The following is a 26,956-nucleotide window of genomic DNA, read 5'->3' as shown; positions in this document are numbered from 1 at the left end:
AGCCTTGAAGGCTCTCTACCGGCAAAAAGTTTCTTGGATGTCTGTTGTGACTCATCGGTCACAATCTGGCCGACGTCCTGATTCAAGCAGGGGAGTAGGGATCGCGCAAGTGCCGTTGGTAAATTGTTCGACAACTTCTGCTGAGCGGTCGCGGGCTTAGAACAAATGGATCTCTTCGGTGCGCAAAGCGCGGTACTCGCCCGGTTTTAGCGCGTTATCGAGGTGCAGAAGCCCCATGGATTCGCGGTGCAGGCGCAGGACTTTGTTGTTGAAGAAACCAAACATGCGCTTCACCTGATGGTAGCGGCCCTCGACGATGCTCAGCCGCGCCGAGCGTGGGCCGAGCAGCTCCAGGTGCGCCGGCTGCGTGGTCAGGTCTTCGAAGGCGAAGTAGATCCCCTCGGCAAAAGTACTCGCATAGTGCGCGCCAATCTCCTGCTCGGTCTCGACGTAGTAGACCTTTGGCAGTTTGGTCTGCGGCTGGGTCAAGCGGCGCGACCACGCGCCGTCGTTGGTGATCAGCATCAGGCCGGTGGTGTTGAAGTCCAGGCGTCCGGCGATGTGCAGGTCGTCCTTGTCCGGCTCATCGATCAGGTCTAGCACCGTCGGATGCTGCGGGTCACGCGTGGCGCTGACGCAGCCCGGTGGCTTGTGCAGCATGAAGTAGCGCGCCGCTTTGCCGCTTTGCAGGACTTCGTTATCGACTTCGACACGGCTGAATTCCAGCACTTCGCTGTGCGGATCGCTGACGACTTTTCCGTCAATCCGCACGCGCTTTTCCACCAGCAACAGACGAACCTGCTGACGGTTGTAGCGGGGCAGGTTGCTGAGGAAACGGTCGACACGCATGTTCAGAGTTCAGTAAATGAAGGGGCGCGCATCTTACGGGATCGGCCGCTTGGCCGCTTGCAGTTGCGCCTCGACTTGCGCGCAACGCGGGCACAGGCAGGATTGGTTGCGCAGTTCTGGCGGCAGCGCTTCAAGCACGGCCGGATCGATGCTCACGCCATAGCACCAGCATTCGCGGTCGGCGGTGCGCGGGTCGGCCAGACTGCAGTCGTTGCGGGCGCCGCAGGCCGGGCAATGGTCGGGTTTAACGTCGGAATCAGGCATAAGTCGAGTGAGGCATTTCCACGCAGGTGCGGTTGCGGCCGGTTTGTTTGGCTCGGTACATCGCATGATCGGCCCGCGACAGCAGGCTGTGCAAGGTGTCATCGCGTTGCAGGGTGGTGGCGCCGATGCTCACCGTCAGATTGAGGCTGTGGCCGTCGTATGCATATTCGTGTTGTTCGACGTGTTGGCGGATCTTTTCGGCAATTTTCTGACCGGTATCGCCGTCGGTGTCCTTCAGTAAAACGATAAATTCCTCACCACCCCAGCGGCAGACAATGTCGGCATGGCGCAGGCAACTTTGCAGATCGCGGGCGAAACCGATCAGCACCTGATCGCCGGCCATGTGCCCGTAGGTGTCGTTCAACACTTTGAAGTGATCGAGGTCGAGCAGCAACGCGGTTAAAGGTTTGGTCTCGCGTCGGGCTTCGTGCAGGGCCTGCGCGGCGAGAATATCGAAGCCTCGGCGGTTGGGCAGCTCGGTGAGGCTGTCGAGTATGGCCTGCGCCTGGATTTTGCTTTGGTAGCGCTTGATCACGCGGTTGAGCAGCGCCAGCACAATCAGCGTCACCAGCAGGCAGATCAGTAGATTCAGATACAGCGACTGGCGGATCTCACTCAGCGCGCCGTCTTCGCGTTTATCGACAAACAGATACCAGTTCAACTCAGGAATAAACCGCACGTTGAGAAAGTGCCCCTGGCCGTGGGCGGAGTATTCGTAGCTGCCGCTGTGCGGTTTCGGCAACTGGCTGACCAGGCTTTTCATGCTCTCCAGTTCACTCAGGCTCTGACCGATGTGCGCGCTTTCAGGCCCGCCTTCGGCGCCGGTCAGGACCAACCGGCCAAAGGTGTCGACGAAGTAAACGCTGCGTTGATAGCGCTGTTGATACTTGTCGATCAGCTTGATCACCGCGTCCACGGTCAGACCGACCCCGGCCGCGCCGATGAAGCGGTTGTGGTAGTCGTAAACCTTGTAGTTGATGAAGAAGGTCAGGTTGTCCTTGTTGGCCAGATCCGGGTCGACGTTGATCTCGTACGGATCCTTCATGTCGCGCACGCGGAAGTACCAGGCGTCGCGCGGTTCATCGACCTTGACCTGCTTGAGCACGCCTTTGGCGTGGTAGTAGGTGTGGGTGCTGTTGGAGACGAAGAAGGCCGTGTAGGCGCCGTAATGGGTCATGACCTCGTCGAGGTAGCGGGTCATCTGCTCGGGGTTTTGTTCGCCGTTGACGACCCAGTCGCGCATGAAGGTGTCGCGGGACATCATCGAGGAAATCAGGATCGGCCGGACCAGATCTTTCTGGATTTCCGAGTACACCGTATCGGAGGTCAGCGGCAGTTCAGTGTTGACGATGTTGTCGCGGATCGACTCGCGGGAGGCGTAGTAGCTGAGCAACGACGTGGCGAGGAAACCGGCGCCGAGCAGGGCGATCAGCGTCAGGACCAGCGAGCGTTGCGAGTACAGGGGAGAACGAAGCGGCATGGCGGTTCCGTTGGCAGTGGCCCGATGGCATGCATTCTAGTGGGATGGCCGGGAAAAGCCTGCGGGATTTATGCCTGAAATGGCGGGGGATATGACGTAGAGGGTGTGTCAGAAGGATAGCTCCCTCACCCCAGCCCTCTCCCGGAGGGAGAGGGAGCTAGATTGTGGTGATTTCAAAAAGTGTGTTCGACTCGGTATCACCGAATGGCAACCACCTGACAAACACCCCGGTCAGTCCCCTCTCCCGGAGGGAGAGGGAGCTAGATTGTGGTGATTTCAAAAATTGTATTCGGCTCGGTATCACCGAATGACAACCACCTGACAAACACCCCGGTCAGTCCCCTCTCCCTCCGGGAGAGGGCTAGGGTGAGGGTTGGTTTCTGGACCAGCTCCGAGTTTCAAGATGCGCCCGCCATCCCACTCCCGGAGGGAGAGGGAGCTAGATTGTGGTGATTTCAAAAATTGTATTCGGCTCGGTATCACCGAATGACAACCACCTGACAAACACCCCGGTCAGTCCCCTCTCCCTCCGGGAGAGGGCTAGGCTGAGGGCTGGTTTCTGGATCAGTTCCAAGTTTCAAGATGCGCCCGCCATCCCACTCCCGGAGGGAGAGGGAGCTAGATTGTGGTGATTTCAAAAAGTGTGTTCGGCTCGGTATCACCGAATGACAACCACCTGACAAACACCTCGGTCAGTCCCCTCTCCCTCCGGGAGAGGGCTAGGGTGAGGGCTGGTTTCTGGATCAGTTCCGAGTCTCAAGATACGCCCGCCATCCCCCCAAATGGCTGATGTCCAGCGCACCCTCCAGACCATACGGCTCGCAGATAAACCCGCTCTCCCAACGTCCGTTCGCCAGTTGCACTTTGCCCAGTCCCAGCGGCGCCGGAATCCCGGTGAGGAACGAACCCAACTCACTGCTCGGCAATTCCCACACCTCCACCGCAATCGCCACGCCGCCATCCTTGACCCGCACCATCCCCGGCCGCAATGGCGGGCCGCCGGCCAACGCATACAGTTGATAGTCCGGCGAACTCAATGTCGTTTCCAACAAGCGCCCACCTCGCTGAGTCAGTTGCCAATTCAACGCCAACCCTTGCAGATGCGCGCCACACACCACAATGCGTGCGCGATCATGACGTGCAACGTTCGCCGGTGTCGGCAGGTCGGAATCCAGCTGACGCTGCAGCGCATCGGCCACGCTCAGCAGGTATTGATCGGTGAACGCCCGGCCAAACAGCGTCACGCCCCACGGCAAACCGTTGGCCATGAACGCGCTCGGCACGGCGACGGCGGCGTAGTCGAGCAGGTTCATGAAGTTGGTGTAGTAACCCAGTTCGGAGTTGCGCAGCACCGGTTCGGCGTGCAGTTCGGCCAGCGTCACCGCACGGCCGATGGTCGGGCTCAGCACGCAGTCGAGGCCTTCGAGGGCCTGATCGCACAGGGCTTTCAGGGCTTGTAGCCGATACTGCGCACGGAAGGTCTGCACGCCGCTCACCGCCGGGGCTTTCGCCAGCACGGCTCGAATCACCGGTAACACCGCTTCGGGATTCTGCTCCATCAACTCACCCGCCACGCTATAGCGCTCGGCAACCCACGGCCCTTCGTAAAGCAGGCGCGCAGCTTCAAGGAAGGGCGACAGGTCCAGTTCGACCGCTTCGCCACCCAAGGCTTTGAGGCGGTCGATGGCATCGCCGAACAACAACGGGCCTTCGACGCAGCCGAAAAACTCAAGGTCTTGCGCGCGCGGCACACCGAAACGAAACGCCCGTGGCGCACCAAACGCCGAGCCGTCATTCCACGATGGATTGCGGCGGCTGTATTCGTCGCGCGGATCTAGTCTGGCGGTCAGCGCCAGCAACTGACTGGCCTCACGCGCTGTGGCGGTGAACGTGGTCACGCAATCCAGCGTGCGGCAAGCCGGCAGCACGCCGGCCGTGGAGATCAACCCTTTACTCGCCTTCAACCCGACCAGATTGTTCAGCGCCGCCGGCACCCGACCGGAGCCTGCGGTGTCGGTGCCCAAGGCAAAACTCGCCACGCCCAATGCCACCGCCAGCGACGAACCGGCGCTGGAACCGCCGGACGGATATTCCGTCAGCACACTGTTCGGGCATGCGCCATAAGGCGAGCGGCTGCCATTGAGGCCCGTGGCAAATTGATCGAGATTGGTCTTGCCCAGTGGAATCGCGCCCAAGGCGATCAACTGCTCGACGATGGTCGCCGAGCGCTCCGGCACATAAGCAAAGTCCGGACACGCGGCGGTGGTCGCAATCCCCGCCAGATCAACGTTGTCTTTGATCGCAAACGGCACGCCGTACAGCGGCAGGTTGTCGAGGTCACGACCGTCGAGGGCGGCAAGATACGGCTCCAGTTCGGCGACGCTGAGCAGGTGGATGAACAGGTGATAATCCGGGTTCAGCGCGGCGGCTTTTTCCCGTAGTTTCAGCAGCAGTTGACGCGGTGTGGTGTCGCCATTGCGATAGGCCTGGCGCAGAACATCGAGTTGCAGATTCATGAGTAGATCCTTATCCAATTGGCTTCAGTCGAGTGCCAGCACCACGACGCGTTGTCCGGCGCGCACCGCCGAACCGGGCTGCACGCGGATCTCGCGCACTACCCCGGCCAGCGGCGCGAGTACCGGGATCTCCATCTTCATCGACTCGAGAATCACCAGCACATCGCCCGCTTCAACACGGCTGCCGGCCTCGACCTGCACCTGCCAGAGATTGCCGGCAATGTGGCTGTCGACGCTGTGTTCTCCGTCGGCCAGTGGCGCATCCTCGGTCGATTCCGGCACGGCTTCTTCGCTGTCGAAATGCGCCTGACCGCTGGCGATCCAGCGTTCGCGTTCGGCGTTGAAGGCACCCTGTTGCTGGGCACGAAAGGCACTGATGCCTTCGGCTTCGCGATTGAGAAAAGCCTGATAATCGGCAAGGTTGAGCTGGCTGTGTTCGATGTTGAGATCGAAACGCCCCAGCGGAAAATCGCGGCGGATGCGCAGCAGTTCTTCGGCGCTGACCGGGTAGAAACGAATCTGATCGAAGAAGCGCAGCAGCCACGGTTTGCCATCGAACGCAGCGACTTCGCGGTAGCGATTCCACATCTGCAAGGTGCGCCCGACAAACTGATAACCGCCGGGGCCTTCCATGCCGTACACACACATGTAGGCGCCGCCGATGCCCACCGAGTTTTCAGCGGTCCAGGTGCGTGCCGGGTTGTATTTGGTCGTCACCAAACGATGGCGCGGATCCAGCGGCGTGGCGACTGGCGCTCCGAGGTAAACATCGCCAAGACCCATTACCAGATAGCTGGCATCGAACACCGTGCGCTGTACTTCGTCGAGATTCGGCAGGTCGTTGATGCGCCGGATGAACTCCAGATTGCTCGGGCACCACGGCGCGTCCTTACGCACGGTGGTCATGTATTTCTCGATGGCCAACTGGCAAGCCGGGTCGTCCCACGACAGCGGCAAATGCACGATGCGCGACGGCACTTGCAGGTCGTTGGCGGCGCACACCGCGTCCCACTCGCCAGCGATGATGCCGAGCAGATCGGCCAGCGGCAGTTGCTCGGGCTGGTAGTGGATTTGCAGCGAGCGAATGCCGGGGGTGAGGTCGATCACGCCGTGCAGGGTTTTGTTTTCCAGTGCCTGCATCAGGGCGTGGGCGCGGAAGCGCAGAACCAGATTGAGTTCCGGCTCGCCGATTTCCAGCAACAGATGAGTATCCCCGGAGACTCGTGCAACAAGCCGGCGATCCCCCTGACCCAAATCCAGCACTACAGGTGACATCAAACCCTGTGGGAGCGAGCTTGCTCGCGAATGCGGTGTGTCAGACACATCAATGTTGACTGACACGGCCTTTTCGCGAGCAAGCTCGCTCCCACAGGGGAGATCCCATTTCAAGGCGAGATCGCGGGCGTCAGTGAGGCCGACAGGAATGAACTGGATTTTATCGCCCGCCTTGAGCTGCCCAAGCTGGCAAAGATCCGCTTCGATCACCGTCACCGGGCACACGAATCCGCCAAGGCTCGGGCCATCCGGGCCGAGGATCACCGGCATATCCCCGGTGAAATCCACCGCGCCAATGGCATACGGATTGTCGTGAATGTTCGACGGATGCAACCCCGCCTCGCCACCGTCGGCCCGCACCCATTCCGGCTTCGGCCCGATCAGCCGGACACCGGTGCGGCTGGAGTTGAAATGCACTTCCCACTGAGTTTGAAAAAAAGTGCTGATGTAGTTTTCAGTGAAGTATTCCGGTGCCGCGTGCGGGCCGTAGATCACGCGGATCTGCCGCACCGCCGGCAACGCGGTGATGTGCTGTTCGGTCAGTTGCTGACCAGCACTGCGGTCCTTCAGCGCAGCGATATGCAACACATCCCCGGCACGCAACGCCCGACCACCGTGCCCACCAAACTGACCCAGAGTGAAAGTACTTTTGCTGCCCAGGTAATCCGGCACCTGCAAGCCACCGCGCAGACACAGATAACTGCGTGCCCCGGCGCCGCTGATACTGCCCAGATGCAACGTCGCGCCAGCGGGGATCAGCAACGTGGTGTTCATCGGCACGCTTTCCCCCTCAAGCGTCAGGCCAATCGGCGCCCCCGTCACCGCGACCACCGCCGCACAATTGAAGCGCAGCAAAGGTCCGCTCATGGTGATTTCCAGCGCCGCCGCGCCTTCAGCATTGCCGAGCAAGCGATTGCCCAGACGCAATGCACGGCTGTCCATCGGCCCCGATGGCGGCACGCCGACCGCCCAGTAACCGAGGCGGCCGGGATAGTCCTGCACACTGGTTTGCGTGCCGGCGCTGAGCACTTCGAAAGTGTTGGCGCGATAGATCAGACCTTCCAGACAACGGGTCCACGGCTCACCGCTGGCGAATGGCGTGTCGAGCAAAATCTGCCGCAGGTAATCACGGTTGGTTTCCACACCGTACAACAGACTTTCGCCCAGCGTTTTATGCAGCTCGGCGCGCGCCTGTTCGCGAGTCGGCGCCCAGGTGATGACCTTGGCGATCATCGGGTCGAAGTACGGCGGGATCTCGCAACCGGCCTCGACCCAGGTATCGATGCGCAGTTGAATGCCGTTGGCCGGCGGAAACTCCACCTCCGTCAGCAGGCCCGGGCTCGGCTGGAAATCGCGCCCCGGATCTTCCGCATACAACCGCGCCTGAATCGCATGGCCCTCGGGTTGCAAACCACATATGAGTTCGCTCAACGGCGGCAGATCACCGGCCGCTAACTCGACCATCCAGCGCACGAGATCGACGCCCCAGACTTGTTCAGTGACGCCGTGCTCGACCTGCAAACGCGTGTTCACTTCGAGAAAGTAAAAGCGCTGCGCCTCGCTGTCGAAGACGAATTCCACGGTTCCGGCGCTGCGGTAGTTCACCGCTTTCGCCAGCTTGATCGCCGCTGCGCACAGCTCTTCGGCCATTCCGTCCGGCAGGTTCGGCGCCGGGGTTTCTTCGAGGACTTTCTGATTGCGCCGCTGCACCGAGCAGTCGCGCACGCCGAGGGCGATGACTTCACCGCGACCGTCACCGAACACCTGCACTTCCAGATGCCGGGCGCGCTGAATGTACTTCTCGATGAACACGCCAGCGTCGCTAAAGTTGTTCTGGCCGAGACGTTTTACCGCTTCGAAGGATTCGCTCAATTCGCTGGCGCTGCGGCACACGCGCATGCCGATGCCGCCACCGCCGGCGGTGCTTTTCAGCATCACCGGGTAGCCGACCTGTTCGCCGGCAATCAGCGCGGCGTCGAGGCTGTCGAGCAGTTCGGTGCCTTCGAGCATGGGCACGCCGTGCTGTTTGGCCAGCGCACGGGCGGTGTGCTTGAGGCCGAATACGCGCAGTTGTTCTGGCGTCGGGCCGATGAAAGCGATGTTGTGCGCTGCGCAGGCTTCGGCGAACGCGGCGTTCTCCGAGAGAAACCCGTAACCGGGATGGATCGCCGTGGCGCCGCTTTGCTTGGCGATGGCGAGAATTTTGTCGACCGCCAGATACGTGCCGGCAGCGGCGCCTTCACCGAGGCTGTGCGCTTCATCGGCGTGCAGAATGTGCAGGCTGGCGGCGTCGGCTTCGGAATACACGGCCACGCCTTTGACCTGCAGTGAAGCGAGGGTGCGCAGGATGCGGCAGGCGATGGCGCCACGGTTGGCGATGAGGACTTTTTCGAACATGGCATAACCCCTGAAGGGGAAGCGGGCCGTCCCGCCGTTTTTCGACAGACATCCGGGCCGTCCCGGATGAAAAAACACTTCAGATCACCACCGATCCCTTGTAGGAGTGAGCCTGCTCGCGATAGCGTCGGATCAGTCAAAACTGATGTGTCTGACACACCGCTATCGCGAGCAGGCTCACTCCTACAATTGGGTCTGTGGTGGTTTCACTTTTTCAGGCACTGCCCGGAACGCGCCTGGCACAGTGCAAACAACCAACGGCGTAAACGGCGGATAGTCAGTTCCATACCAGTAGCTCCGCAGGTGTCGGGTTATAGGCGTTGCACGGGTTGTTCAACTGCGGGCAGTTGGAAATCAGCACGATCACGTCCATCTCCGCGCGTAAATCGACGTACTTGCCCGGCGCCGAAATCCCGTCCTCGAAGGTCAGCCCGCCATCCGCCGTCACCGGCACATTCATGAAGAAATTGATGTTCGGCCCGATGTCGCTTTTGCCCAGTCGCCCATCATGGGCACAAGCGCGCAGGTAGTTGTCGCGGCAGCTGTGCATGTAGCGTTTTTCCAGGGCGTAGCGCACGGTGTTGCTCTCTTGTGCACAGGCACCGCCGAGGGTGTCGTGGCGTCCGCAAGTGTCGGCGACGATGGTCAGCATCGCGTGGCCGAGGTTGGAATACAGCACGCTGCCGGTGCTCAGGTAGACGCTGTTCTGCCGACGCAAGGTGCGCTGCACGTCGTAGCGTTCCTTGGGATTGGCGAGGCTGTAGAACAACGTATCGACGGCTTGATTGCCCTCCAGGTCGAGGATGCGCAGGGTCTGACCAGCCATGACCTCCATCAGCCAGGGTTCACCGGCCGGGATCGTGGCGCGGTACACCGCTGTGTCGGGTTGGTGTTGCGAAGTGGCGATAGCAACTGACATGGCAGCGATCCTCAGGCGAACAAACGGTCGGTATTGATAAAGCCGCGCTCATTTTCCGGGCGCGAGGTGCGGCAGTGTTCGGCGACGCTGGCGTCGGCGTTCATCCAGCTCAGCTTCAGTGGTTTCGGTGCGTATTCCGGCGCCGGATCCATCGGGTGCTGCAGCGCAGTGAGCACCACCAGTGTGTCCATCGGCGCGTACAGTTCGATGTAATCGCCGGCCTTGGAATTGCCTTCGACGAAGTGGAAACGCCCGGCCTCGTCGACGTTGACGCGACTGAACAGATTGAGCGTCATCAACAGGTCGGAGAGGCCCAGGCCCCACTTGCCGAGTTCCACCAGCAGGTTGTCGGTACCGTTGCGGAAGAAGCCGTTGCGCAGTTCCTGATAGCGGCCCTGACCGTACTTCTGCGCGACTTCTTCGGCGCAGAGCACGCCGCCGAGGCTGTCGCTCCAGCCGCAGGTGTCGGTGGTGATTGCAGCCAGCACGCGGCCCATGTCCGAGTACAGGCAATGGCCGCTGGTGAGCTTGGCGGTGTGTTGGCATTTGAGGCTGTCGGGCAGGTTCAGCCGTTCGGTTTTTTCATTGGCGTTGAGCAGGGTCAGGCTGACGTTGGCGCCGCCGCGCAGGTCGGTCAGGCGCAGCAATTGACCGCGCTTCAACACGAAAGAGCGATGGCCGCCGCCGGGAAGCATTTCTTCGGCGAAAGGTGGGAACAGTTGGGTCGAATCAGTCATCGGCTTATTCATCGAAGCAGTCCTCTCAAGCGGTGCGAAGGGCACCTGCCAGTGGCAACGGCAGGGCGTCGACGGCGGCGCGTTGGGCGCGGCGGTCGCTGTTCAAAGGGATGTCGTAGGTGATGCGCGCGCCATAGGCGCCGGGGGCGTGCGGGTCGATGCGAACCTTGTCGAACACCAGCAGACGCGTGCCGAGGCTGAAGCCTTCGGACAGGTCATGGGTGACCATGAACACCGTCAGTTTGGTTTCGCGCCACAGCTCCAGCAGCAAGGCGTGCATGTCTTTGCGGATGCCCGGATCGAGCGCGCCGAACGGTTCGTCGAGCAGCAGCACGCGCGGTTTCATGATCAGTGCCTGGGCAATCGCCAGCCGTTGCTGCATGCCGCCGGACAGCTGCGCCGGGTACTTGTCCAGCGCATGGCCGAGGCCAACTTTATTCAGCAATGCTGCCGCTTGTTCGCGAGCTTCACGTTTGGCGCTGCCGAACAGCCGACCGAGCAATGGCGCACGCGGCAGTTCGAGGCCGAGGGCGACGTTGTCGAGCACGCTCAAATGCGGGAACACCGAGTAGCGCTGGAACACCACGCCACGGCTGGCATCCGGCTCGCTGGCGAGCGCTTGGCCGTCGAGCAGAATCTCGCCGCGACTCGCCGTTTCCTGGCCGAGCAGCAGACGCAGGAAGGTCGATTTGCCGCAACCGGACGCGCCGACCAAGGTGCAGAATTCACCTTCGTTGACGCTCAGGTTCAAGCCTTCCAGCACCACCTGATCGGCGTATTGCTGCCAGACGTTTTTCACGGTGATGAAGCTCATTTGGCCGCCCCCTCATACCAAGGGAATGCGCGACGGGTCAGGTATTTCAGGCCCCAATCCATCAGCCAGGCGAGGAGGGTGATCCACACCACATACGGCAGGATCACGTCCATCGCCAGATAACGCCGGACCAGAAAAATCCGGTAGCCGAGGCCGTCGGTGGAGGCGATCGCTTCGGCGGCAATCAGGAACAACCACGCCGAACCGAGCATCAGCCGCAGCGAGATCAGCAAGCGTGGCAGCAGTTGCGGCAGCACTACGCGCAGCATCAGTGTCCAGGTCGAGGCACCGAGGGTCTGCGCTTTGATCAGCAGTTCGACGGGGATTTCCCGCGCACGCTGTTCAAGGTCGCGAGCGAGCGCCGGGGTGATGCCGATCACGATCAGCATGACCTTCGACAACTCGCCCAGACCGAACACGATGAACAGAATGGGCAGGATCGCCAGCGGTGGCACCATCGACAGCACCGTCAGCAGCGGCGACAACGGCGCACCGAACAGCGGCAGCGTGCCGGCGGCGATGCCCAGGCACAGCCCGGCCAGCGCGGCGATGCCGAGGCCGATGGCCAGACGCCGCAGACTCGACGCGGTGTCCTGCCACAACAGGTAGTCACCGGTGCGGCTGTCGGCATTGAAGGCCAAGCGTTTGACCGCGTCGGTCATCTGTACGGCGCTCGGCAGCAGTTTGTCGTTGGGGTTGTCCGCCAGGCGCTCGGCCGAGCCCATGAAGTAGGCGAACAGCAGCAGAGCGAACGGCAGGATCACCAGCAACAGGCGACTCGGGCGATCCGGGTGGCGATTGATCAGGCGCATGGCCAAATCCTCCGTGGCTTACAGCTTGGCGTCGGCGGCCATCTGCACGTAGGTCGGATCGAAACGCAGCTTGAGGTTGCCGGTGTCGCCACTGGTCACGCCGTTGGCGAAGGCCATGCCGACCGCGCTGGTATCTTTCGCGCCTTCGCCGAGCAAGCCGTGCTGGAAGGAGAACTCGGCGACCTTGCGCATGGTTTCCGGCAGTTGTTTGCTGTTGGCGAAACTCAGCGCTTCGCTCGGGGTGGCGAACAGTTTGGTGGTGTCGAGTTGCGCCTGGAATCCGGCCAGATCGGTGCCCGAGGCCTTGGCCATGTGCTCCAGCGCAGTCTTGCTCGCGGCGTTCTTGGCGTTCATCAGTTCTACCACTTCGAACCACGCGCCGGTCAGTGCTTTGCCCAGCGCCGGGTTGTCTTTGAGCGTGGCGCTGTTGACCACCATCATGTCCATGATCTCGCCGGGAATCTGGCTGGAGTTGAACACTTCGGTCACCCCCGGTTTGGCCTTGATGTCCGAGAGCATCGGGTTCCAGGTAGTGACGGCGTTGACCTGTTCGGTGTTGAAAGCGGCGGAGATATCGGCGTCGGAAGTGTTGACCACTTTCAGGTCTTTTTCGGTCAGATCGACCGAGTCCAGCGCGCGAGCCAGCAGGTAGTGCGAGACCGACAGTTCGACCAGATTGACGTCCATGCCCTTGAGGTCGGCGACTTTTTTGCCGTCGCCCTTGAGGACGATGCCGTCGTTGCCGTTTGAGAAATCGCTGACGATCAGCGCGGTGCTGTCGACACCGCCGGCGGCCGGAATGGTCAGCGCATCCATGTTGGTCATGGTGCAACCGTCGAACTGGCCGGCGGTGTACTGGTTGATCGATTCGACGTAGTCGTTGAGCTGCACGACGTCGATCTTGATCCCGTATTTCTTCGCCCATTTGTCGACGATGCCCTGGCTGCCGGCGTATTCCCATGGCATCCAGCCAGCGTAAATCGTCCAGCAGACGCTGAAATGGTCTTTCTGTGCGGCGAAGGATTGGCTGCTGATGAGCGCGGCGAAGGCGGCGGCGAGCAGGGCGGGCAAACGTAGTCGGGTCATGGTGGATTCTCCAGTTGATCAAGGGCGGACAGGAAGGCAACGCGGCACCGCGAACGGTGGCTTGTCTCCCGGGCTTTTGTCCCGCCGTGTAACCTCAACTGGAGGTCGCCAACTCTCGGACCAGCCACTCGCGATTGCGAGCCGGAACCCTAGTCAGCCATTGCAAATTGTGGTGCCGCGAACCTGTGATGACTCCTGCACGGGTTTGCTAAAGCGAGACGCGTGCCAAGTCGCGTCAGGCGCTCTGGCACGGGCGCGCGGGTTGCCTAGGGTTGGTGGCGAGGCTGCTGAGGCGCTTTGAGTTGGTGCGCGGCTGCACCGTGATGCAGCGTCTTTGCCGCTGATCCGATGGTTTTGGCGTGTTGGCACTCGGCATGGGTTTGCCAGTCAAAACAGATGTCAGCCGGTCTGTGCCGACTGCTGTCGCGGGTCTTTCAGGAGGCCGCCATGCTTATTCAAAAAACATTGCGAAGGGTGCTGCTGGGAGCGGTGCTCGGTTTGGGTCTGTCCGGTTGTTACTACTACGCCGGACCCTACGATGCTTATCCGTCTACCTACTACTATCCCGGCTATTACTCACCTTATTCCTACGGTGGTTATTACGCTCCGCGCTACTACGGCGGCGCGCGTTATTACCACGGTGGCTACGGCTATCGAGGCGGTTACGGACGGGGTTATCACGGCGGCGGATATCACGGTGGCCACCATTGATCAGCGGCTGAATGACAGCGTTTTCCAAATGAACAGGATTTCATCAATCACTTGTTTCAACTTGTTGCAGGAACGCACCAGATGCCGAAAACGCTGTCTGATTTTTCGACAGTCACCGATTAAATGACTGTCGCCTGCCAGCGTCGCTGGTGTGGCCAACCCGCGGTCCAGGAGGCCGCCATGTATAGACGAATTCTTCTACTTGCTGCGATGATGTTTTCCGTTGCCGGTTGCGTCCCGTACTCCTACGCGGACTCGTATTACAGCTCAGAGGTCTACACATCACCCGCACCGGCCTACTACAACTCTGGCGGCACGTATTACAACGGTGGCAGCAGGTATTACGCGCAGCCTCGCTACTACCAGCCAGCCCCGCGGTATTACCAGCAACCGCGCTATTACCAATCGGCGCCGCGTTACTACCAGCCGGCTCCACGTTATTACGAAAGCCGTCGCTGGCACGACAACGATCGCGGGCGTTGGGATGGCCATCGTCGCGGCGGTTGGGATAACGATCACCGCGGTCGCGGTAACTACGACCGACACAGTGGACGCGGCGATCACAATGAGCGTGGTAACCGCTGGTAGATCCACGCAAATGAAAGCGGCGCAATTAGCGCCGCTTTTTTATGCCCGTCGAAAAGCCGTCCCATAGCCATCTCCTAGGGCATTCCCAGACGCTTCCTACAGTTTCATTTCCTTGCATTTGTTAGCGTCTGTTCGTGCCGATCAAGGTGAGCAAAACTCAGTTCAACAGCGGCGAATAAAAGGACGATGCCGCTATGAAGCTTCTTGTGATTCACCAAAACTTTCCGGGCCAGTTCCGTCATGTGGTGCTGGCGGCGATTGACAGGCGTTATGAGGTTTTGGCGATAGGTCGGGATACGGCGCCGGGTATCGCTGGGGTGAAAATATATCGATACCGCGCTGCCAGCCGAGCACCGGGCGGTATTCACCCCTACCTGACCCGTTACGAACAAGCGGTGACTGATGGACAGAAGGTTTCTGAAATTCTGAGCCGGCTGAAACATTCGGGTTATCGGCCGGACGTGATTCTCGCTCATCCCGGATGGGGGGAAACGCTGTTCGTCAAGGATGTCTATCCTGACGCGCCGCTTATTCACTATTGCGAATATTACTATCGGGCGCAGGGCGCAGATTCCGGGTTCGACCCTGAATTCCCGCGAGCCACAAGAGAGTCATCAAGGCTGCGAGTGCTCAATTCGCTGCATCTTTTGAATCTTGAGCAATGTGACATTGCCATTGCGCCCACGCGGTGGCAGCGCAGTCTGTTTCCTGCAGCTTATCAGTCGGCCATTCGGGTTATTCACGAGGGCGTCATTCAAAGTTCCAGTTTGGCGAAAACTGGGGCCGTCAGGTTGCCCAATGGCGTCGAACTGAGAATCGGGCAGCCGATCGTTACTTATGTCGCGAGGAATCTTGAGCCTTATCGCGGGTTTCACAGTTTTATGCGAGCGATCCCGCATATTCAGGCTGAGTGTCCCGATGCGCAGATAATCATAGTAGGCGGTGATGACGTCAGTTATGGGGGTAAGCCGGTTGGCTATGCAAATTGGCGCAGCAGGATGGAGGCAGAGGTAAGTTTCGATCATTCCACCGTTCATTTCACAGGGAAGCTTCCTTACCAGACTTACCGGGCAGTTCTGGACTGTTCAAAGGTTCATGTTTATTTGACGTATCCGTTTGTTATGTCGTGGTCGTTACTGGAGGCAATGGCGGCTGGGTGTGTGGTAGTAGCGTCGGATACGGCTCCGGTAAGGGAGGTGATCATCGATGGTCACAATGGAATGCTGGTGGATTTCTTCGATCATCACGGTATCGCCAAACGTATTGCCAAGGTTCTTGATTCCGTTGATGAGTACGACTGCCTTCGTAGCGCTGCGAAGTTGACGGCGAGCAGATTTGATGTGGCGTACGGCACGAAACACTACTTTGACGTATTTGAAAGCGCGATGTTCGGGCATCTCAAGAAACAGCCTGCTCGTCAGTTTGACAGGGAGATTTGAAGTGCTCCGGATGTCGCGTAAGCCATGGGTTAAATGGTTTAAGAAGTTGTTGAAATGCGGCTTGTTTGTTTATGCCTGTTATTGCGTGGTGGATTTTTATATCCGTGAAGAACAAGTCGCCGAGGCGATGGCAATCTATTACGCGGATCAGGAGGCCTGTCAAAAGAAGCTGGCGAGCATGAAGCAGGTGCCCATACTGGGCGGCAGCTATGTGGATAAGACTCTGGTGCCGGAGTTTTATGTAGGTATGCCTGAACTGGCGAATAAGAAAGCGTGTCTGGCCAATACACTCAAGGGGCATTTCTGGTGGACCGGGACGGAGATACGGTCGTACCACGATCAGAGTGTAAAGCCGATTCCTGAAAGTTGGCGTCTTTATAAACTGAACGCTGGGCTTTATACAAAAAAAGAGACTACCGAGCCCCATGAGCGGGGCTATCGACACGTCAACTGGCCGGATGAGTTGATTGTGAAGTTGACTAATTATCCGGGGTTAGAGATTTGGCTGGATGCTCCGCCGCCGCATTTCAAGAATGTGGATTCCGTCAGAACGTTTGTCATTACTGGCTGGCCGCGGCGTGATGGCACCCCTCGGTTGATAGGCTGTGACGGTTTGATTCGCCCGGCTTCCGAGGAACAACTGACTGACGAGAAATTGGCAAGGTTCAGCAGATCAGAATTGGAAAATCTGGATTTTGGCAAGTTGAACTTTTTCTGCACTGTCAATCTGGATAGCTTTGACTTTGCTGGGGGGCACGGCAGCGTAGACCTAGGTCTATCGTCATTACGCGAAACACCTGAGATGCTCAAGTTTCTCAGTGATTATCTTTCACGCTCAGTTATTACAAGGAAGTAACGATGACTTATGTTTTTAGCGATATTGAAAAAACAGCGATCTTTAACGCAGCCAATATTTGCAAAGGTATGAGGCTTCTCTCAAAAAAAATTGAGTACGAGGCACTGGGAATAGCAGGGGCTAGCTGCGCTCCCCTGTATCAAAAACTATTCGATATTATTGGCGGAAGAGTTTCTGAGGTTATCGTTGTCGATAATGAAGCGGGAAAAATTCTGAAAAGCGCCAGGCTCTGGCTTGCCGTGGCCATTGATGCCAACGGTGGAAACGGTGCCTACTCCGCCCTGATTCGCGGCTACACCTCGCGGCAAGGTGAACTGAGATTGAATAAAATCTTCAGTGAAAACCTGATGCAGCTGTCATCGAATCAGGTCGCCGCCAATTTCATCAATACCTTGATCGACGGATCCCTCGCGGGTCGGCTGGCACCCTGGACGGTTCCATCCATCAGCCAGATTGCAGAGATTGATGCCAGTGCGATCGGCAAGGCACTGTTTAGTGAGGCTTGCGGAGAGAAGGATACCGCCGTGAGCCATAACGCCGGCTGGTCAGGGACAGTCGGATTCAGCCTGTTGGGTGGAGCGCCGCCCTATGAAACCTGGAGATTGATCTCTGCGGGTGATGCGCAAGGGGAAGATGGCGGCCCGCCGACTCAAACAAAAGCCAACAGGCTCGATGACTATAAAAATATTCTGTTCGCCATCGATTCCTACAGTGTCGGCCTGCGAGCGGCGATCAGCAATTTCGGCGTCAATCCATTGCAAAGTCTGCTTTCCGTCGTGCCAGAGCAAATCAATATCGCGCTCGCCAGTGGCAGCCTCAATCCGCTGATTCAGCATGTCGTTAGAGGCACGCCAGTTTCCGCCGTGGTCGACCTGATATTGCGCTATGGCCAGAACGAATTCCTGGACATGTTCAAGCGCACCTACGACGGCGATTCAGCAGCGCCATCTACCACCGATGCAACCTTCGCCACCAACGCTTACGCATTCTTCTCGGCATTTTCACCGGAGCAGTCCCAAAGCATCGTCACCCGGTCAATAGGTGAATACGGAAACGCCAATTCATGGGCAAAACTGGCTGGCGAGTCGACACCCATCGGCCTGGCGTTGCGCAATTCCCTGAAGCAACTCAGTGAAATCGTCATCGAGCGCGATGACGGTTACCCCGGACGCGGACTGGAACTCTACGATCCGCTGACCGGCGAAGGTTTCATCACCGCGCAATGGCTTGCCGATCGTGCGCAGATGTTGGCCCGGTTGATTGCCCGAACCCAGGGCTCGTTTGGAGAACACTCGCTGCAGAAGTTTTCCTACTCCGATCTCGCCTCAGCCAAACAGGCGCCGATGACCACCGGTGTGTTGAATCCGCTGGTCATGTTCGGCGATGACGGTGCGCGGTCTTTCGCGGGCGGTGCGAACACTGATCATCTGTATGGCGGCGCGGGCAATGACACGATCAACGGACTGGCAGGTCACGATGTCATCGAGGGTGGACGCGGCAACGACTTGCTTGGCGGAGGCGACGGCAATGATGCGTTGCACGGAATGGCCGGTGATGATGTTCTGGTCGGAGGAAAGGGTAACGACTCTTTGAGCGGTGGCGAAGGCAGCGACCGCTATGAGTTTTCCAGCGGTGATGGCATCGATGAGATCTTCGACGCCAACGCCAATGGGCAGCTGTGGATCAACGGCGCGGCGATTCCTTCACTCAAACGTCGCGCCCCTTTGAGCAGTATCTGGTCGACCGAGGATCAGGCCATCACCCTGACCCTCATCGAAGAACTCACTGAACCCACCCTCAACATCAAATATGGCCTGAACGACCTCGTCGTGATCAAGAACTTCCGCCCCGGGATGCTTGGCATCCGACTTCCTGAACACCAAGACCATACGGTCTCTGCTCCCGATCTGGTTCTCCAGGGCGACTGGAAAGCGAAAGATATCGACCCCAATGTTCCCGGTGATCAGTTCTCATACGATGAGCTGGGCAACGCCTTGCTATTGCCCAACGTAAAACAGAGAAACAAGGCCGATGTGCTCTACGGCTCTGCAAAAGACGACATCATTCTAGGACTTGGTGGATCAGACCGATTGTTCGGCAAGGACGGAAACGATCAGTTGTTTGGGGATAAACAGACGACGCTCGAAAAAGCCATGGCCGCTGGTGACTCTAAAGGGAAAGCCGCTCGAGGCGATTGGCTTGATGGCGGGGCAGGTCACGATTTGCTCATCGGTACGGCATCCCAGGACGTGCTTCTGGGCGGTAACGATCGGGATACGCTGATTGGAGGTGCGGGAGATGACGTTTTATCAGGGGATGAAACGACGGGCGCGCTGGAGCAGAAATGGGGATTCAAACGCGTCGACGTTCTTATAGACGGTGGTGTCACCAGTCACCGAACTGTCTTTTCAAAGGCCTCCTTTAACAGTTCGACGCAGGGAGATAACGATGTTCTCTACGGCCAGGGCGGTCGCGATGTTCTCAATGGCGGATGGGGCGACGATCTGCTTGATGGCGGAACTGAAGATGATCTTCTTGGAGGGGATGGCGGGAATGACACGCTGGCCGGAGGAAGTGGTAACGACACATTAATGGGAGACAACCTCGATTGGGGCGGTGGCCTGCAAAGCAAACACCATGGCAACGATGTATTGGACGGTGGCATTGGCGATGATTGGCTCGCTGGTAACGGTGGAGCCGATGCGATTTATGGTGGCTCAGGTAATGACACTCTCCACGGGGATGACGATGTACTGAGCGGCGTTGCCGGTGACGCCGCCCACTTTTTTGGAAATGACCTGCTGGACGGTGGTGCGGGAGACGACACACTCTGGGGCGGCGGGGCGAATGATCTGCTGTTCGGAGGTGAAGGTAACGACGTGCTGGCTGGGGATTATGCTGAGCACCCGATTCGTTATCACGGTAATGATTTACTTGATGGCGGAACGGGCGATGACACACTTCATGGAATGGGTGGTTCCGATACCCTGATCGGTGGGGCAGGATCTGACGCGATGGATGGCGATGTGTCCAACCTGCAGCCAGGTGGAATCAACAATGATTACCTTCAAGGCGATGAAGGAAACGATACCCTTTTGGGCGGCTTGGGCGCCGACACGCTTTATGGCGGCGCTGATGATGACATTTTATCCGGCGACTACGCGCAGACAGCCGAAGCCGAACATGGCGCAGATTATCTGGACGGTGGTTCAGGCAACGATACCTTGCTCGGCGGTGGTGGCAACGACACGTTATTGGGCGGGGAGGGTGTAGACCACCTTCGTGGCGATTCCGGCAATAACGTTTTTGATGGCGGGGCCGGTAACGACGTGCTGGAAGGCCATGACGGTGCTGATGTTTACTATTTCGGGGTGGGTGATGGTCTTGACGTTATTACCGATTCAGGTGGCAGCAATGTCATCAAGTTCGGTGCCGGGTTCTCTGCGGAAAGTTTGAAAGCCGACATCATTGATGTTTCCGTAGGCCGGGTATTGCGGCTGTTCAATGGCGCGGGCGACGCGATACTCATCAAGAGTCACGAGCAGTGGAAGGATTCCACATTCAGTTTCAGCGATGGCGTTGTACTTGGTTATGAGGATGTCCTGCGCAAAACATTGCCGCCGATAAAGGTGCCCGAGTCACCTGTACCGGAAGTTGTAACCGCCACAGGAATCCAGCAAAGCAAAGTTGATGACCCGGTTCTGCCAGACGATGTAACCATCGCGGCGCAACGCCCTGTGGCATCTGATCACTCCGTTGACTGGACTGAAAAATTCCTCGCGCAAATCAAATCCAGACGCTCCGCCCGCAAACACGCCACAGGTTTCACCTTGAGTGATCAAGGCGTCTGGGTTCGCAGTCATATCACGACTAGCGACACCGGTTACATCACTCACACCGAGCTGAGCGATGACAGCGTAGAAGCGGGAACACTGTCTGAAACGCCGTCATGGATGAAGGTTGATGCAGGGCATGCCGTGGTCAGTGAAAGGCAGTCGAAAACCACAACTCGTGTCGAACATAAACAGGTGAAAGCCGATGGGACGATAGCCTCTTCACGTCAAGCGCCTCGCTATTATCGATCCGGCTCGGCCACCGGCTTTTCATTCAATACGGGAGATGTATTGGTTGAAGACCGTAAGGAATCCGGCGCGCTTGAGGGCTGGTACATCTATCCGGCAGCAAGCTTCGATTCGGGGGAAACGGTGCCCAAGGCGTTTCGCTGGGATGTCACAACTGAAACGATCAAACGCAAAATCGTCCCAGGCGACGATGCCGGCGGGCGAGTCAACGTCGAAGTGGAAAACGTTTTCCACGGCGGCGCGGGAGACGATCTGATTGTCGCCTATGCAGGCTCCCCACTTGACTACGGCACTGTCGGCGACAGAACACCGGGCGCGTTTTTATCCGCAGGTGCAGGTGACGATACCTTGCTGGGCTCCGAGGGCGCCGACTATCTGGTCAGTGGGGCAGGGGATAATTGGCTTTACGGTGAAGACGGTGCCGATACCTACATCGTGCAAGCGCACGCCGCAGCAACTACCACGATTGCGGATGTGCCGAACCCTGTTTTCCACCGAGCAGAAGTTGGCGCAGCGGGGTGGAAAGACGAGTACGGATTGATCGATCAGGACACTGTCGTCCTTCCAGCAGATGCGCAGTGCGATGCACTGCAATTGAGCTGGGGTGCTGCGCTGATAGAAACCACACATGTCGAACTGGAACCCAACCCAGGTCGCGGGGCACACCGCAATCCGCCAAGAGCGAAAATGCTCCATCCGACACTCGATATCAATTGGGGTGGGATACAGAAAGTTCGCATCGTCTTGCCCCTCAATGGTGAACTCGAGGGGGCCGGGATTGAGCTCTTGAATTTCGCCGATGGGTCGGTCGTGAGTTTGAAACAACTCTTGGAGTCAAGTCAGCTAGGCCCTGCGCCCGAGACTTTTCATACGGGTGTAACCGTTAACAATTCAACGCGTTTTACGTCTCTGCGAGACGGACGGGCGCTGCCGTTAGTCGGTGGTCGAGGCAACGACACGATAAGCGGCGCGGGGGAAATCCGAGGCATGGAAGGGGATGACGTGCTCACGGGCAGCCCCGGTGATGATCTGCTGTTGGGTGGGCCGGGCAATGACACGCTAACCGGCGGCGCCGGAAATGATATCTACCGATACGATGGCCTCGGCAGGGACGTGATCATCAATCGCGGAGACGGCCTTGACGGGATCGACTTTTCCGAACGCAGGCTGACGATCGACAACTTGAAGTTTCACCGTGAGCGCGATGATCTGGTGATCGTGGTGGATTACGGCATGGCACCGAAAATCCGGGTTTCCAATCATTTTGCCGCAGGCGAAAGCGCTATCGGCTTCATAAGAGTCAGCGAAGGAACAGCGACTCAAGACTACAGCGCGATGCAGATTGCTGAACGTCTGCATCCTCTTCCGCCATTGAGGGATGTCGAAGACATTTTGATAAAGGGCGACGAAGAAGCGCAGCGGGCGATGACGGAGATCATTCAGTTTTACGAGCTGAATGTCTGAGTCTTATGGCGACCGATTGAGGCAGCTCGCGATGGGGATCCAGTCGTCATCGCGAGCATCGCGTCAGTTCAATACTGCGTCAGATCCGCCAACGGATGTCGGCCCTCCCAAACCTTGTGAAAGTGCGCCTCGACCACTGCATCCGGCACGTGATTGACGTCCGGCCAATGCCAGTGCGGCTTCTGATCCTTGTCGATCAACCGCGCGCGAACCCCTTCGCTGAATTCCGGATGCCGGCAGCAATTGAGACTCAGGGTGTATTCCATCTGAAAGACTTCGGCCAGCGACATATGGCGGGCGCGGATGATCTGTTCCCAGACCAGATGCGCGGTCAGTGGCGAGCCTTCGCTCATGGTTTTCGCTGCCCGCGCGATCAACGGATCGATGCTGTCGCGTTGCAGGCTGATGGCTTTCCACGCACAGGTCACGTCGCTGACGTCGAGCAGTTCGTCGATCTGCTGACGACGTGGCAACCACTGTGCCTCGGGCATCTGCGCCACGGCTTCCTGCTGCAGGGCCTTGAGCAGACTGTTGAGCTGCATGTCGGTCTGTTCCTGCCAATTCAGTTGCAGCAGGCCTTCGATCAGTTGCGGTTGTTGTTCGTCAAGCAGGAAGCGATCAGCCAGATCCAGATCGATCGCATCACGACTGTTCATGTGCGCACCGGTCAGGCCCAGAAACAAACCTAGTTTGCCCGGCAGCCGCGCGAGAAACCAACTGGCGCCGACGTCCGGATACAGACCAATAGTGATTTCCGGCATGGCCAAACGGCTGCTCGGTGTGACGATCCGCGTACTCGCGCCTTGCAACAGGCCCATGCCGCCGCCGAGCACATAGCCATGGCCCCAACAGATCAACGGTTTCGGATAGGTGTGCAGGCTGTAATCCAGGCGATATTCCGCGCTGAAAAACTGCGCAGCCAGCGGCGGGACTTCGCCGGGATGGGCGCGACAGGCCTCGACCAGGCTGCGCACCTCGCCGCCGGCGCAGAAGGCTTTGGCGCCGTTACCGCGCAGCAGCACACAGACGATTTGTGGATCCTTGGCCCAGGCGTTCAACTTGTCGCTGAGGGCGTTGATCATTGGCAGAGACAGCGCGTTCAGCGATTTTTCAGCATCCAGGCTGGCGATACCGATGCGGGCGCCGTCGGTGCCGGTGAGTTCTTCGACGTGCAGATTCATCGTGACCTCGATCGGGAATTTGAACGATCAGTATGATCGTTGTGTGGGAAAGTGCCGGATCTGCATCAGATCAATTGACAAGCGTGGTCGGCTTTCCTAGGGTTCGCCCCATTGTTTTTGCCGGGTATGACCATGACTGCTGACGACCGTATCAAACTCGAACCGAGCTGGAAGGAGGCACTGCGTGCTGAGTTCGACCAGCCTTACATGGCAGAGTTGCGCCAGTTTCTGCAGCAGGAGCGGGCGGCCGGCAAGGAAATCTATCCGCCGGGACCGATGATTTTCAACGCGCTGAACTCGACGCCGCTGGATAAAGTGAAGGTGGTGATCCTCGGCCAGGACCCGTATCACGGCCCGGGCCAGGCCCACGGCTTGTGCTTCTCGGTGCAACCGGGCGTGCCGGCGCCGCCGTCGCTGGTCAACATCTATAAAGAGTTGAAGCGCGACCTGAACATCGATATTCCCAATCACGGCTACCTGCAGAGCTGGGCCGATCAGGGCGTGTTGATGATCAACACCACCATGACCGTCGAGCGCGCCAACGCCAATGCGCATAAAGACAAGGGCTGGCAGTTTTTCACCGACCGGATCATTGAACTGGTCAGCGAGCGCCAGCCGCATCTGGTGTTCATGCTTTGGGGCGCCCATGCGCAGAGCAAGCAGAAGCTGATCGATGCGACCAAGCATCTGGTGCTGACGTCGGTGCATCCGTCGCCGCTGTCGGCGTATCGCGGGTTTTTGGGGTGTGGGCATTTCAGCCGGACCAACAAGTTTCTCGAGCAGAATGGCGAGACGCCGATCGAGTGGCGTTTGCCGCCGATTTGATCGATTGGCTGAGCGGGCCCCTTCGCGAGCAAGCTCGCTCCCACATTGGTTTTGCGGCGTTCACATGACCAATGTGGGAGCGAGCTTGCTCGCGAAGAAGGCAACTCGGTCTTGCAGACTTACTCGGGATTACGATTCCAGTACTTGAACAACGGCTCCGCCAGAAACAGCACAAACAGCAACCGCATCACCTGCATCGCCGTCACCAACGGCACCGACAATTGCAGCGTCTCCGCCGTCAGACTCATCTCGGCAATCCCGCCGGGCATCATGCCCAGCGTCAGCGAACGCAGATCCAGATGGGTCAAAGCACTCAACCCCAACGCCGCCAGTGTCGCAATCAACATGGTCAACGCCGTGCCGATCAATGTCCGCCCCATGAATGAAGGTGCACGGCGGAAAAACTGCCGATTGAAGTGACAACCCAGACCGCTGCCAATCAACCACTGACCAATCTGACTGCCGCCATTGGGCAAACCAATGTGTAAATCCCAGCCAATGCTCACCGCCGCACTCACCAGCAACGGTCCGAACAGCCACGGATTGGGTTGGCGCAAACGCTGCCAGAGCCAGGCGAGCAGACCGCCCGCCGGAAACAGAATCGCCAGCCAGCGCCAATCGACGCTGCCAGCGTGAGAAATCGGGTTGCCATCGCCGAGCAGGTACTTGAACGCCGCCGGCACACACAGCACCACCACCAGCACCCGCAAACTCTGCCCTGCCGCAACATGACTGAGCATCGCGCCGTTACGGGCGCCGAGGTTGACCATCTCCCCGGAACCGCCGGGCATGCTCGAGAAAAACGCCGTGGCGCGATCCTCGCCGGTGCGGCGCATCAGCCAGACGCCGACCACCGCCGACAAACTGGTGACCAGCGCACCGAAGAAGATCAATCCGAAATGACTGAGCACCTGCTCCATCACCACCGGGGTGAAGTGCAGGCCAATCCCGATGCCGACGATCCACTGACCGCACTTGCGGCCGCCAGGGATTTCCGTCAGTTGCCACGGGGTCAGGCAGCGCACGAGGATGATCGCCAGCAACGAGCCGACCATCCACGGCAGTGGCCAGCCGATCTGGCTGGCGAGGTAACCGCCAAGCAGACCGACCAGCGGGGTTCCCCACCAGGATTTCAGTGAAGCGCGATCAAACATCGGCAATGGCGCGACGCGCGACCGAACGTTTGCGCCAGATGCGGATGATCGGCATCAGCAGCATGATCGCCGTCAGCACCCAGACACCGAGGGTGATCGGGCTCGACCAGAGGATTTCCAGCGCACCGTTGGAGATCGACAGGGCGCGACGCAGGTTCTGCTCCATCAACTCACCGAGGATGAAGCCCAACAGCAGCGGCGACAGCGGGAAGTCCAGCTTGCGCAGGATGTAACCGAAGATGCCGATACCGATCATCAGGAACAGGTCGAACGTAGTGGCGTGCACCGCGTAGACGCCGATCCCGGTGATGATCGCGATCACTGGCACCAGTGCCCAGTTCGGCACGGCAAGGATGCGGGTGAAGATGCGGATCATCGGGATGTTGAGGATCACCAGCATGATGTTGGCGATGAACAACGAGGCGATCAGGCCCCAGACGATGTCCGGTTGCTGCTGGAACAGCAGCGGACCCGGGGTAATGTTGTACAGCGACAGGGCGCCGATCATCACCGCCGTGGTGCCCGAGCCGGGTACGCCGAGGGTCAGCATCGGCACCAGCGCACCGCAGGCTGCGCCGCCGATCGCGGTTTCCGGCGCGGCGAGGCCACGGGGGTCACCTTCACCGAACTTGCCGCTGGCGCCGGCCAGACGTTTTTCGGTCATATAGGCCACGGCACTGGCGAGGGTCGCGCCGGCACCCGGCAACACGCCCATGATGAAACCCAGCACGCCGCAACGGACGTTGACCACGAATACCGAGGCCGCTTCCTTGAAGTTGAACATCATCCGGCCGGTGGCTTTCACCGCTTCCTGGCCGTGGTGGGTTTTTTCCAGCAGCAGGAGAATTTCGCTGATCGAGAACAGACCCAGCACCAACACGACGAACTGAATGCCGTCGGTCAGGTGAATGTTGTCGCCGGTGAAGCGGTACACACCGCTGTTGGCATCGATGCCGACCGTTGACAGGAACAGACCGATCAACGCGGCAATGAATGTTTTCAGCGGACGGTCACCGGCCATGCCGCCGAGACAGACGATCGCAAACACCATCAGCACAAAATATTCCGCGGGGCCAAAAGCAATCGCCCATTTCGCCAGCAACGGTGCGAAGAGGACCATGCCGCAGGTGGCAATGAACGCGCCTATGAACGAACTCCACGCCGACAGCGACAGCGCCACACCGGCAAGGCCTTTGCGGGCCATCGGGTAACCGTCGAGGGTGGTCATCACGGTGGAGGCTTCGCCTGGAATGTTCAGCAGGATCGAACTGATCCGGCCGCCGTATTCGCAGCCCAGATACACCGCTGCCAGCAGGATCAGCGCCGACTCCGGTGGCAGGCCGAGGGCAAATGCGATGGGGATCAGCAATGCTACGCCGTTGATCGGGCCCAGGCCCGGCAACAGGCCGACGACGGTGCCGATCAGTGTGCCGCACAGCGCGGTCACCAGGTTGTACGGGCTCAGCGCGACGCCGAAACCCTGACCCAAATAGCCAAGAGTATCCAT

At 59.1% G+C, this 26,956-nt stretch carries 19 protein-coding genes and 1 riboswitch; of the genes, 6 read left to right on the top strand and 13 right to left on the bottom strand.

Features of this window, described 5'->3' with window-relative positions:
* Window positions 1-156: 156 nt before the first annotated feature.
* From BMY54_RS23575 to BMY54_RS23530, 10 genes are all read right to left on the bottom strand, one after another.
* Window positions 157-849, bottom strand: a complete 693-nt coding sequence (locus tag BMY54_RS23575) for a pseudouridine synthase (RefSeq protein ID WP_093438447.1) — start codon at window positions 847-849, stop codon at window positions 157-159.
* A gap of 33 nt (window positions 850-882) precedes the next feature.
* The gene (locus BMY54_RS23570) at window positions 883-1,113 is read right to left on the bottom strand and encodes a cysteine-rich CWC family protein (protein WP_064119704.1); all 231 of its coding nucleotides are present in this window, start codon (window positions 1,111-1,113) and stop codon (window positions 883-885) included.
* On the bottom strand, window positions 1,106-2,593 hold the full coding sequence (locus BMY54_RS23565) for a sensor domain-containing diguanylate cyclase (RefSeq protein ID WP_093438442.1): 1,488 nt from the start codon (window positions 2,591-2,593) through the stop codon (window positions 1,106-1,108). Before BMY54_RS23565 ends, BMY54_RS23570 begins: the two co-directional genes overlap by 8 nt.
* A gap of 743 nt (window positions 2,594-3,336) precedes the next feature.
* A complete protein-coding gene (gene atzF, locus BMY54_RS23560) occupies window positions 3,337-5,109 on the bottom strand; it encodes an allophanate hydrolase (RefSeq protein WP_093438439.1) in 1,773 nt (590 codons plus the stop codon).
* Window positions 5,110-5,133: 24 nt separating this feature from the next.
* Window positions 5,134-8,781, bottom strand: coding sequence for an urea carboxylase (gene uca, locus BMY54_RS23555; RefSeq protein ID WP_093438434.1), 3,648 nt, complete (start codon window positions 8,779-8,781; stop codon window positions 5,134-5,136).
* A 277-nt stretch (window positions 8,782-9,058) separates the two neighbouring features.
* A complete protein-coding gene (locus tag BMY54_RS23550; protein ID WP_093438429.1) occupies window positions 9,059-9,700 on the bottom strand; it encodes an urea amidolyase associated protein UAAP2 in 642 nt (213 codons plus the stop codon).
* An 11-nt stretch (window positions 9,701-9,711) separates the two neighbouring features.
* On the bottom strand, window positions 9,712-10,437 hold the full coding sequence (locus tag BMY54_RS23545; protein WP_077571665.1) for an urea amidolyase associated protein UAAP1: 726 nt from the start codon (window positions 10,435-10,437) through the stop codon (window positions 9,712-9,714).
* 25 nt (window positions 10,438-10,462) lie between these two features.
* A complete protein-coding gene (locus tag BMY54_RS23540) occupies window positions 10,463-11,251 on the bottom strand; it encodes an ABC transporter ATP-binding protein (protein WP_093438424.1) in 789 nt (262 codons plus the stop codon).
* Window positions 11,248-12,063, bottom strand: a complete 816-nt coding sequence (locus BMY54_RS23535) for an ABC transporter permease (protein ID WP_077571513.1) — start codon at window positions 12,061-12,063, stop codon at window positions 11,248-11,250. Before BMY54_RS23535 ends, BMY54_RS23540 begins: the two co-directional genes overlap by 4 nt.
* Window positions 12,064-12,081: 18 nt before the next feature.
* On the bottom strand, window positions 12,082-13,149 hold the full coding sequence (locus BMY54_RS23530) for a putative urea ABC transporter substrate-binding protein (protein WP_093438419.1): 1,068 nt from the start codon (window positions 13,147-13,149) through the stop codon (window positions 12,082-12,084).
* 63 nt (window positions 13,150-13,212) lie between these two features.
* A riboswitch (guanidine-I (ykkC/yxkD leader) is annotated at window positions 13,213-13,313 on the bottom strand.
* A 283-nt stretch (window positions 13,314-13,596) separates the two neighbouring features.
* On the opposite strand from BMY54_RS23530, the gene BMY54_RS23525 reads away from it, so the two are divergent.
* From BMY54_RS23525 to BMY54_RS31150, 5 genes are all read left to right on the top strand, one after another.
* On the top strand, window positions 13,597-13,860 hold the full coding sequence (locus BMY54_RS23525) for a hypothetical protein (protein ID WP_093438415.1): 264 nt from the start codon (window positions 13,597-13,599) through the stop codon (window positions 13,858-13,860).
* 180 nt (window positions 13,861-14,040) lie between these two features.
* Complete coding sequence (locus BMY54_RS23520; RefSeq protein ID WP_093438410.1) at window positions 14,041-14,448, top strand: hypothetical protein; 408 nt, start codon at window positions 14,041-14,043, stop codon at window positions 14,446-14,448.
* A 194-nt stretch (window positions 14,449-14,642) separates the two neighbouring features.
* A complete protein-coding gene (locus BMY54_RS23515; protein ID WP_093438405.1) occupies window positions 14,643-15,887 on the top strand; it encodes a glycosyltransferase family 4 protein in 1,245 nt (414 codons plus the stop codon).
* Window positions 15,888-15,897: 10 nt separating this feature from the next.
* Entirely contained in the window at window positions 15,898-16,743 is an 846-nt protein-coding gene (locus tag BMY54_RS23510; RefSeq protein ID WP_256573935.1) for a hypothetical protein, read from the top strand.
* A gap of 2 nt (window positions 16,744-16,745) precedes the next feature.
* Entirely contained in the window at window positions 16,746-22,289 is a 5,544-nt protein-coding gene (locus BMY54_RS31150; protein ID WP_093438399.1) for a calcium-binding protein, read from the top strand.
* Between the two features lie 68 nt (window positions 22,290-22,357).
* On the opposite strand, the gene BMY54_RS23500 is transcribed toward BMY54_RS31150, so the two are convergent.
* Window positions 22,358-23,470 (bottom strand): enoyl-CoA hydratase/isomerase family protein, encoded by a 1,113-nt coding sequence (locus BMY54_RS23500; protein WP_093438395.1) that lies wholly within the window; start codon window positions 23,468-23,470, stop codon window positions 22,358-22,360.
* Window positions 23,471-23,602: 132 nt separating this feature from the next.
* Here BMY54_RS23500 and ung point away from each other — a divergent pair, with 132 nt between their 5' ends.
* Complete coding sequence (ung, locus tag BMY54_RS23495) at window positions 23,603-24,295, top strand: uracil-DNA glycosylase (protein WP_007911441.1); 693 nt, start codon at window positions 23,603-23,605, stop codon at window positions 24,293-24,295.
* A 119-nt stretch (window positions 24,296-24,414) separates the two neighbouring features.
* On the opposite strand, the gene BMY54_RS23490 is transcribed toward ung, so the two are convergent.
* Together BMY54_RS23490 and BMY54_RS23485 are read right to left on the bottom strand one after the other, a co-directional pair.
* Window positions 24,415-25,449 (bottom strand): AbrB family transcriptional regulator, encoded by a 1,035-nt coding sequence (locus tag BMY54_RS23490; protein ID WP_077571521.1) that lies wholly within the window; start codon window positions 25,447-25,449, stop codon window positions 24,415-24,417.
* Window positions 25,442-26,956 (bottom strand): tripartite tricarboxylate transporter permease, encoded by a 1,515-nt coding sequence (locus BMY54_RS23485; RefSeq protein ID WP_016984709.1) that lies wholly within the window; start codon window positions 26,954-26,956, stop codon window positions 25,442-25,444. Before BMY54_RS23485 ends, BMY54_RS23490 begins: the two co-directional genes overlap by 8 nt.

Origin of the sequence: Pseudomonas sp. ok266 (assembly GCF_900110195.1) — a bacterium.
GTDB classification, from domain to species: domain Bacteria; phylum Pseudomonadota; class Gammaproteobacteria; order Pseudomonadales; family Pseudomonadaceae; genus Aquipseudomonas; species Aquipseudomonas neuropathica.
This window is presented reverse-complemented; position numbering and strand designations above follow the sequence as displayed.

What these genes read in the sequence shown, in the direction of transcription:
- BMY54_RS23575 (WP_093438447.1), bottom strand. Translation starts at nt 849, where the DNA reads ATGCGTGTCGACCGTTTCCTCAGCAACCTGCCCCGCTACAACCGTCAG.
- BMY54_RS23570 (WP_064119704.1), bottom strand. Translation starts at nt 1,113, where the DNA reads ATGCCTGATTCCGACGTTAAACCCGACCATTGCCCGGCCTGCGGCGCC.
- BMY54_RS23565 (WP_093438442.1), bottom strand. Translation starts at nt 2,593, where the DNA reads ATGCCGCTTCGTTCTCCCCTGTACTCGCAACGCTCGCTGGTCCTGACG.
- atzF (WP_093438439.1), bottom strand. Translation starts at nt 5,109, where the DNA reads ATGAATCTGCAACTCGATGTTCTGCGCCAGGCCTATCGCAATGGCGAC.
- uca (WP_093438434.1), bottom strand. Translation starts at nt 8,781, where the DNA reads ATGTTCGAAAAAGTCCTCATCGCCAACCGTGGCGCCATCGCCTGCCGC.
- BMY54_RS23550 (WP_093438429.1), bottom strand. Translation starts at nt 9,700, where the DNA reads ATGTCAGTTGCTATCGCCACTTCGCAACACCAACCCGACACAGCGGTG.
- BMY54_RS23545 (WP_077571665.1), bottom strand. Translation starts at nt 10,437, where the DNA reads ATGACTGATTCGACCCAACTGTTCCCACCTTTCGCCGAAGAAATGCTT.
- BMY54_RS23540 (WP_093438424.1), bottom strand. Translation starts at nt 11,251, where the DNA reads ATGAGCTTCATCACCGTGAAAAACGTCTGGCAGCAATACGCCGATCAG.
- BMY54_RS23535 (WP_077571513.1), bottom strand. Translation starts at nt 12,063, where the DNA reads ATGCGCCTGATCAATCGCCACCCGGATCGCCCGAGTCGCCTGTTGCTG.
- BMY54_RS23530 (WP_093438419.1), bottom strand. Translation starts at nt 13,149, where the DNA reads ATGACCCGACTACGTTTGCCCGCCCTGCTCGCCGCCGCCTTCGCCGCG.
- BMY54_RS23525 (WP_093438415.1), top strand. Translation starts at nt 13,597, where the DNA reads ATGCTTATTCAAAAAACATTGCGAAGGGTGCTGCTGGGAGCGGTGCTC.
- BMY54_RS23520 (WP_093438410.1), top strand. Translation starts at nt 14,041, where the DNA reads ATGTATAGACGAATTCTTCTACTTGCTGCGATGATGTTTTCCGTTGCC.
- BMY54_RS23515 (WP_093438405.1), top strand. Translation starts at nt 14,643, where the DNA reads ATGAAGCTTCTTGTGATTCACCAAAACTTTCCGGGCCAGTTCCGTCAT.
- BMY54_RS23510 (WP_256573935.1), top strand. Translation starts at nt 15,898, where the DNA reads ATGTCGCGTAAGCCATGGGTTAAATGGTTTAAGAAGTTGTTGAAATGC.
- BMY54_RS31150 (WP_093438399.1), top strand. Translation starts at nt 16,746, where the DNA reads ATGACTTATGTTTTTAGCGATATTGAAAAAACAGCGATCTTTAACGCA.
- BMY54_RS23500 (WP_093438395.1), bottom strand. Translation starts at nt 23,470, where the DNA reads ATGAATCTGCACGTCGAAGAACTCACCGGCACCGACGGCGCCCGCATC.
- ung (WP_007911441.1), top strand. Translation starts at nt 23,603, where the DNA reads ATGACTGCTGACGACCGTATCAAACTCGAACCGAGCTGGAAGGAGGCA.
- BMY54_RS23490 (WP_077571521.1), bottom strand. Translation starts at nt 25,449, where the DNA reads ATGTTTGATCGCGCTTCACTGAAATCCTGGTGGGGAACCCCGCTGGTC.
- BMY54_RS23485 (WP_016984709.1), bottom strand. Translation starts at nt 26,956, where the DNA reads ATGGATACTCTTGGCTATTTGGGTCAGGGTTTCGGCGTCGCGCTGAGC.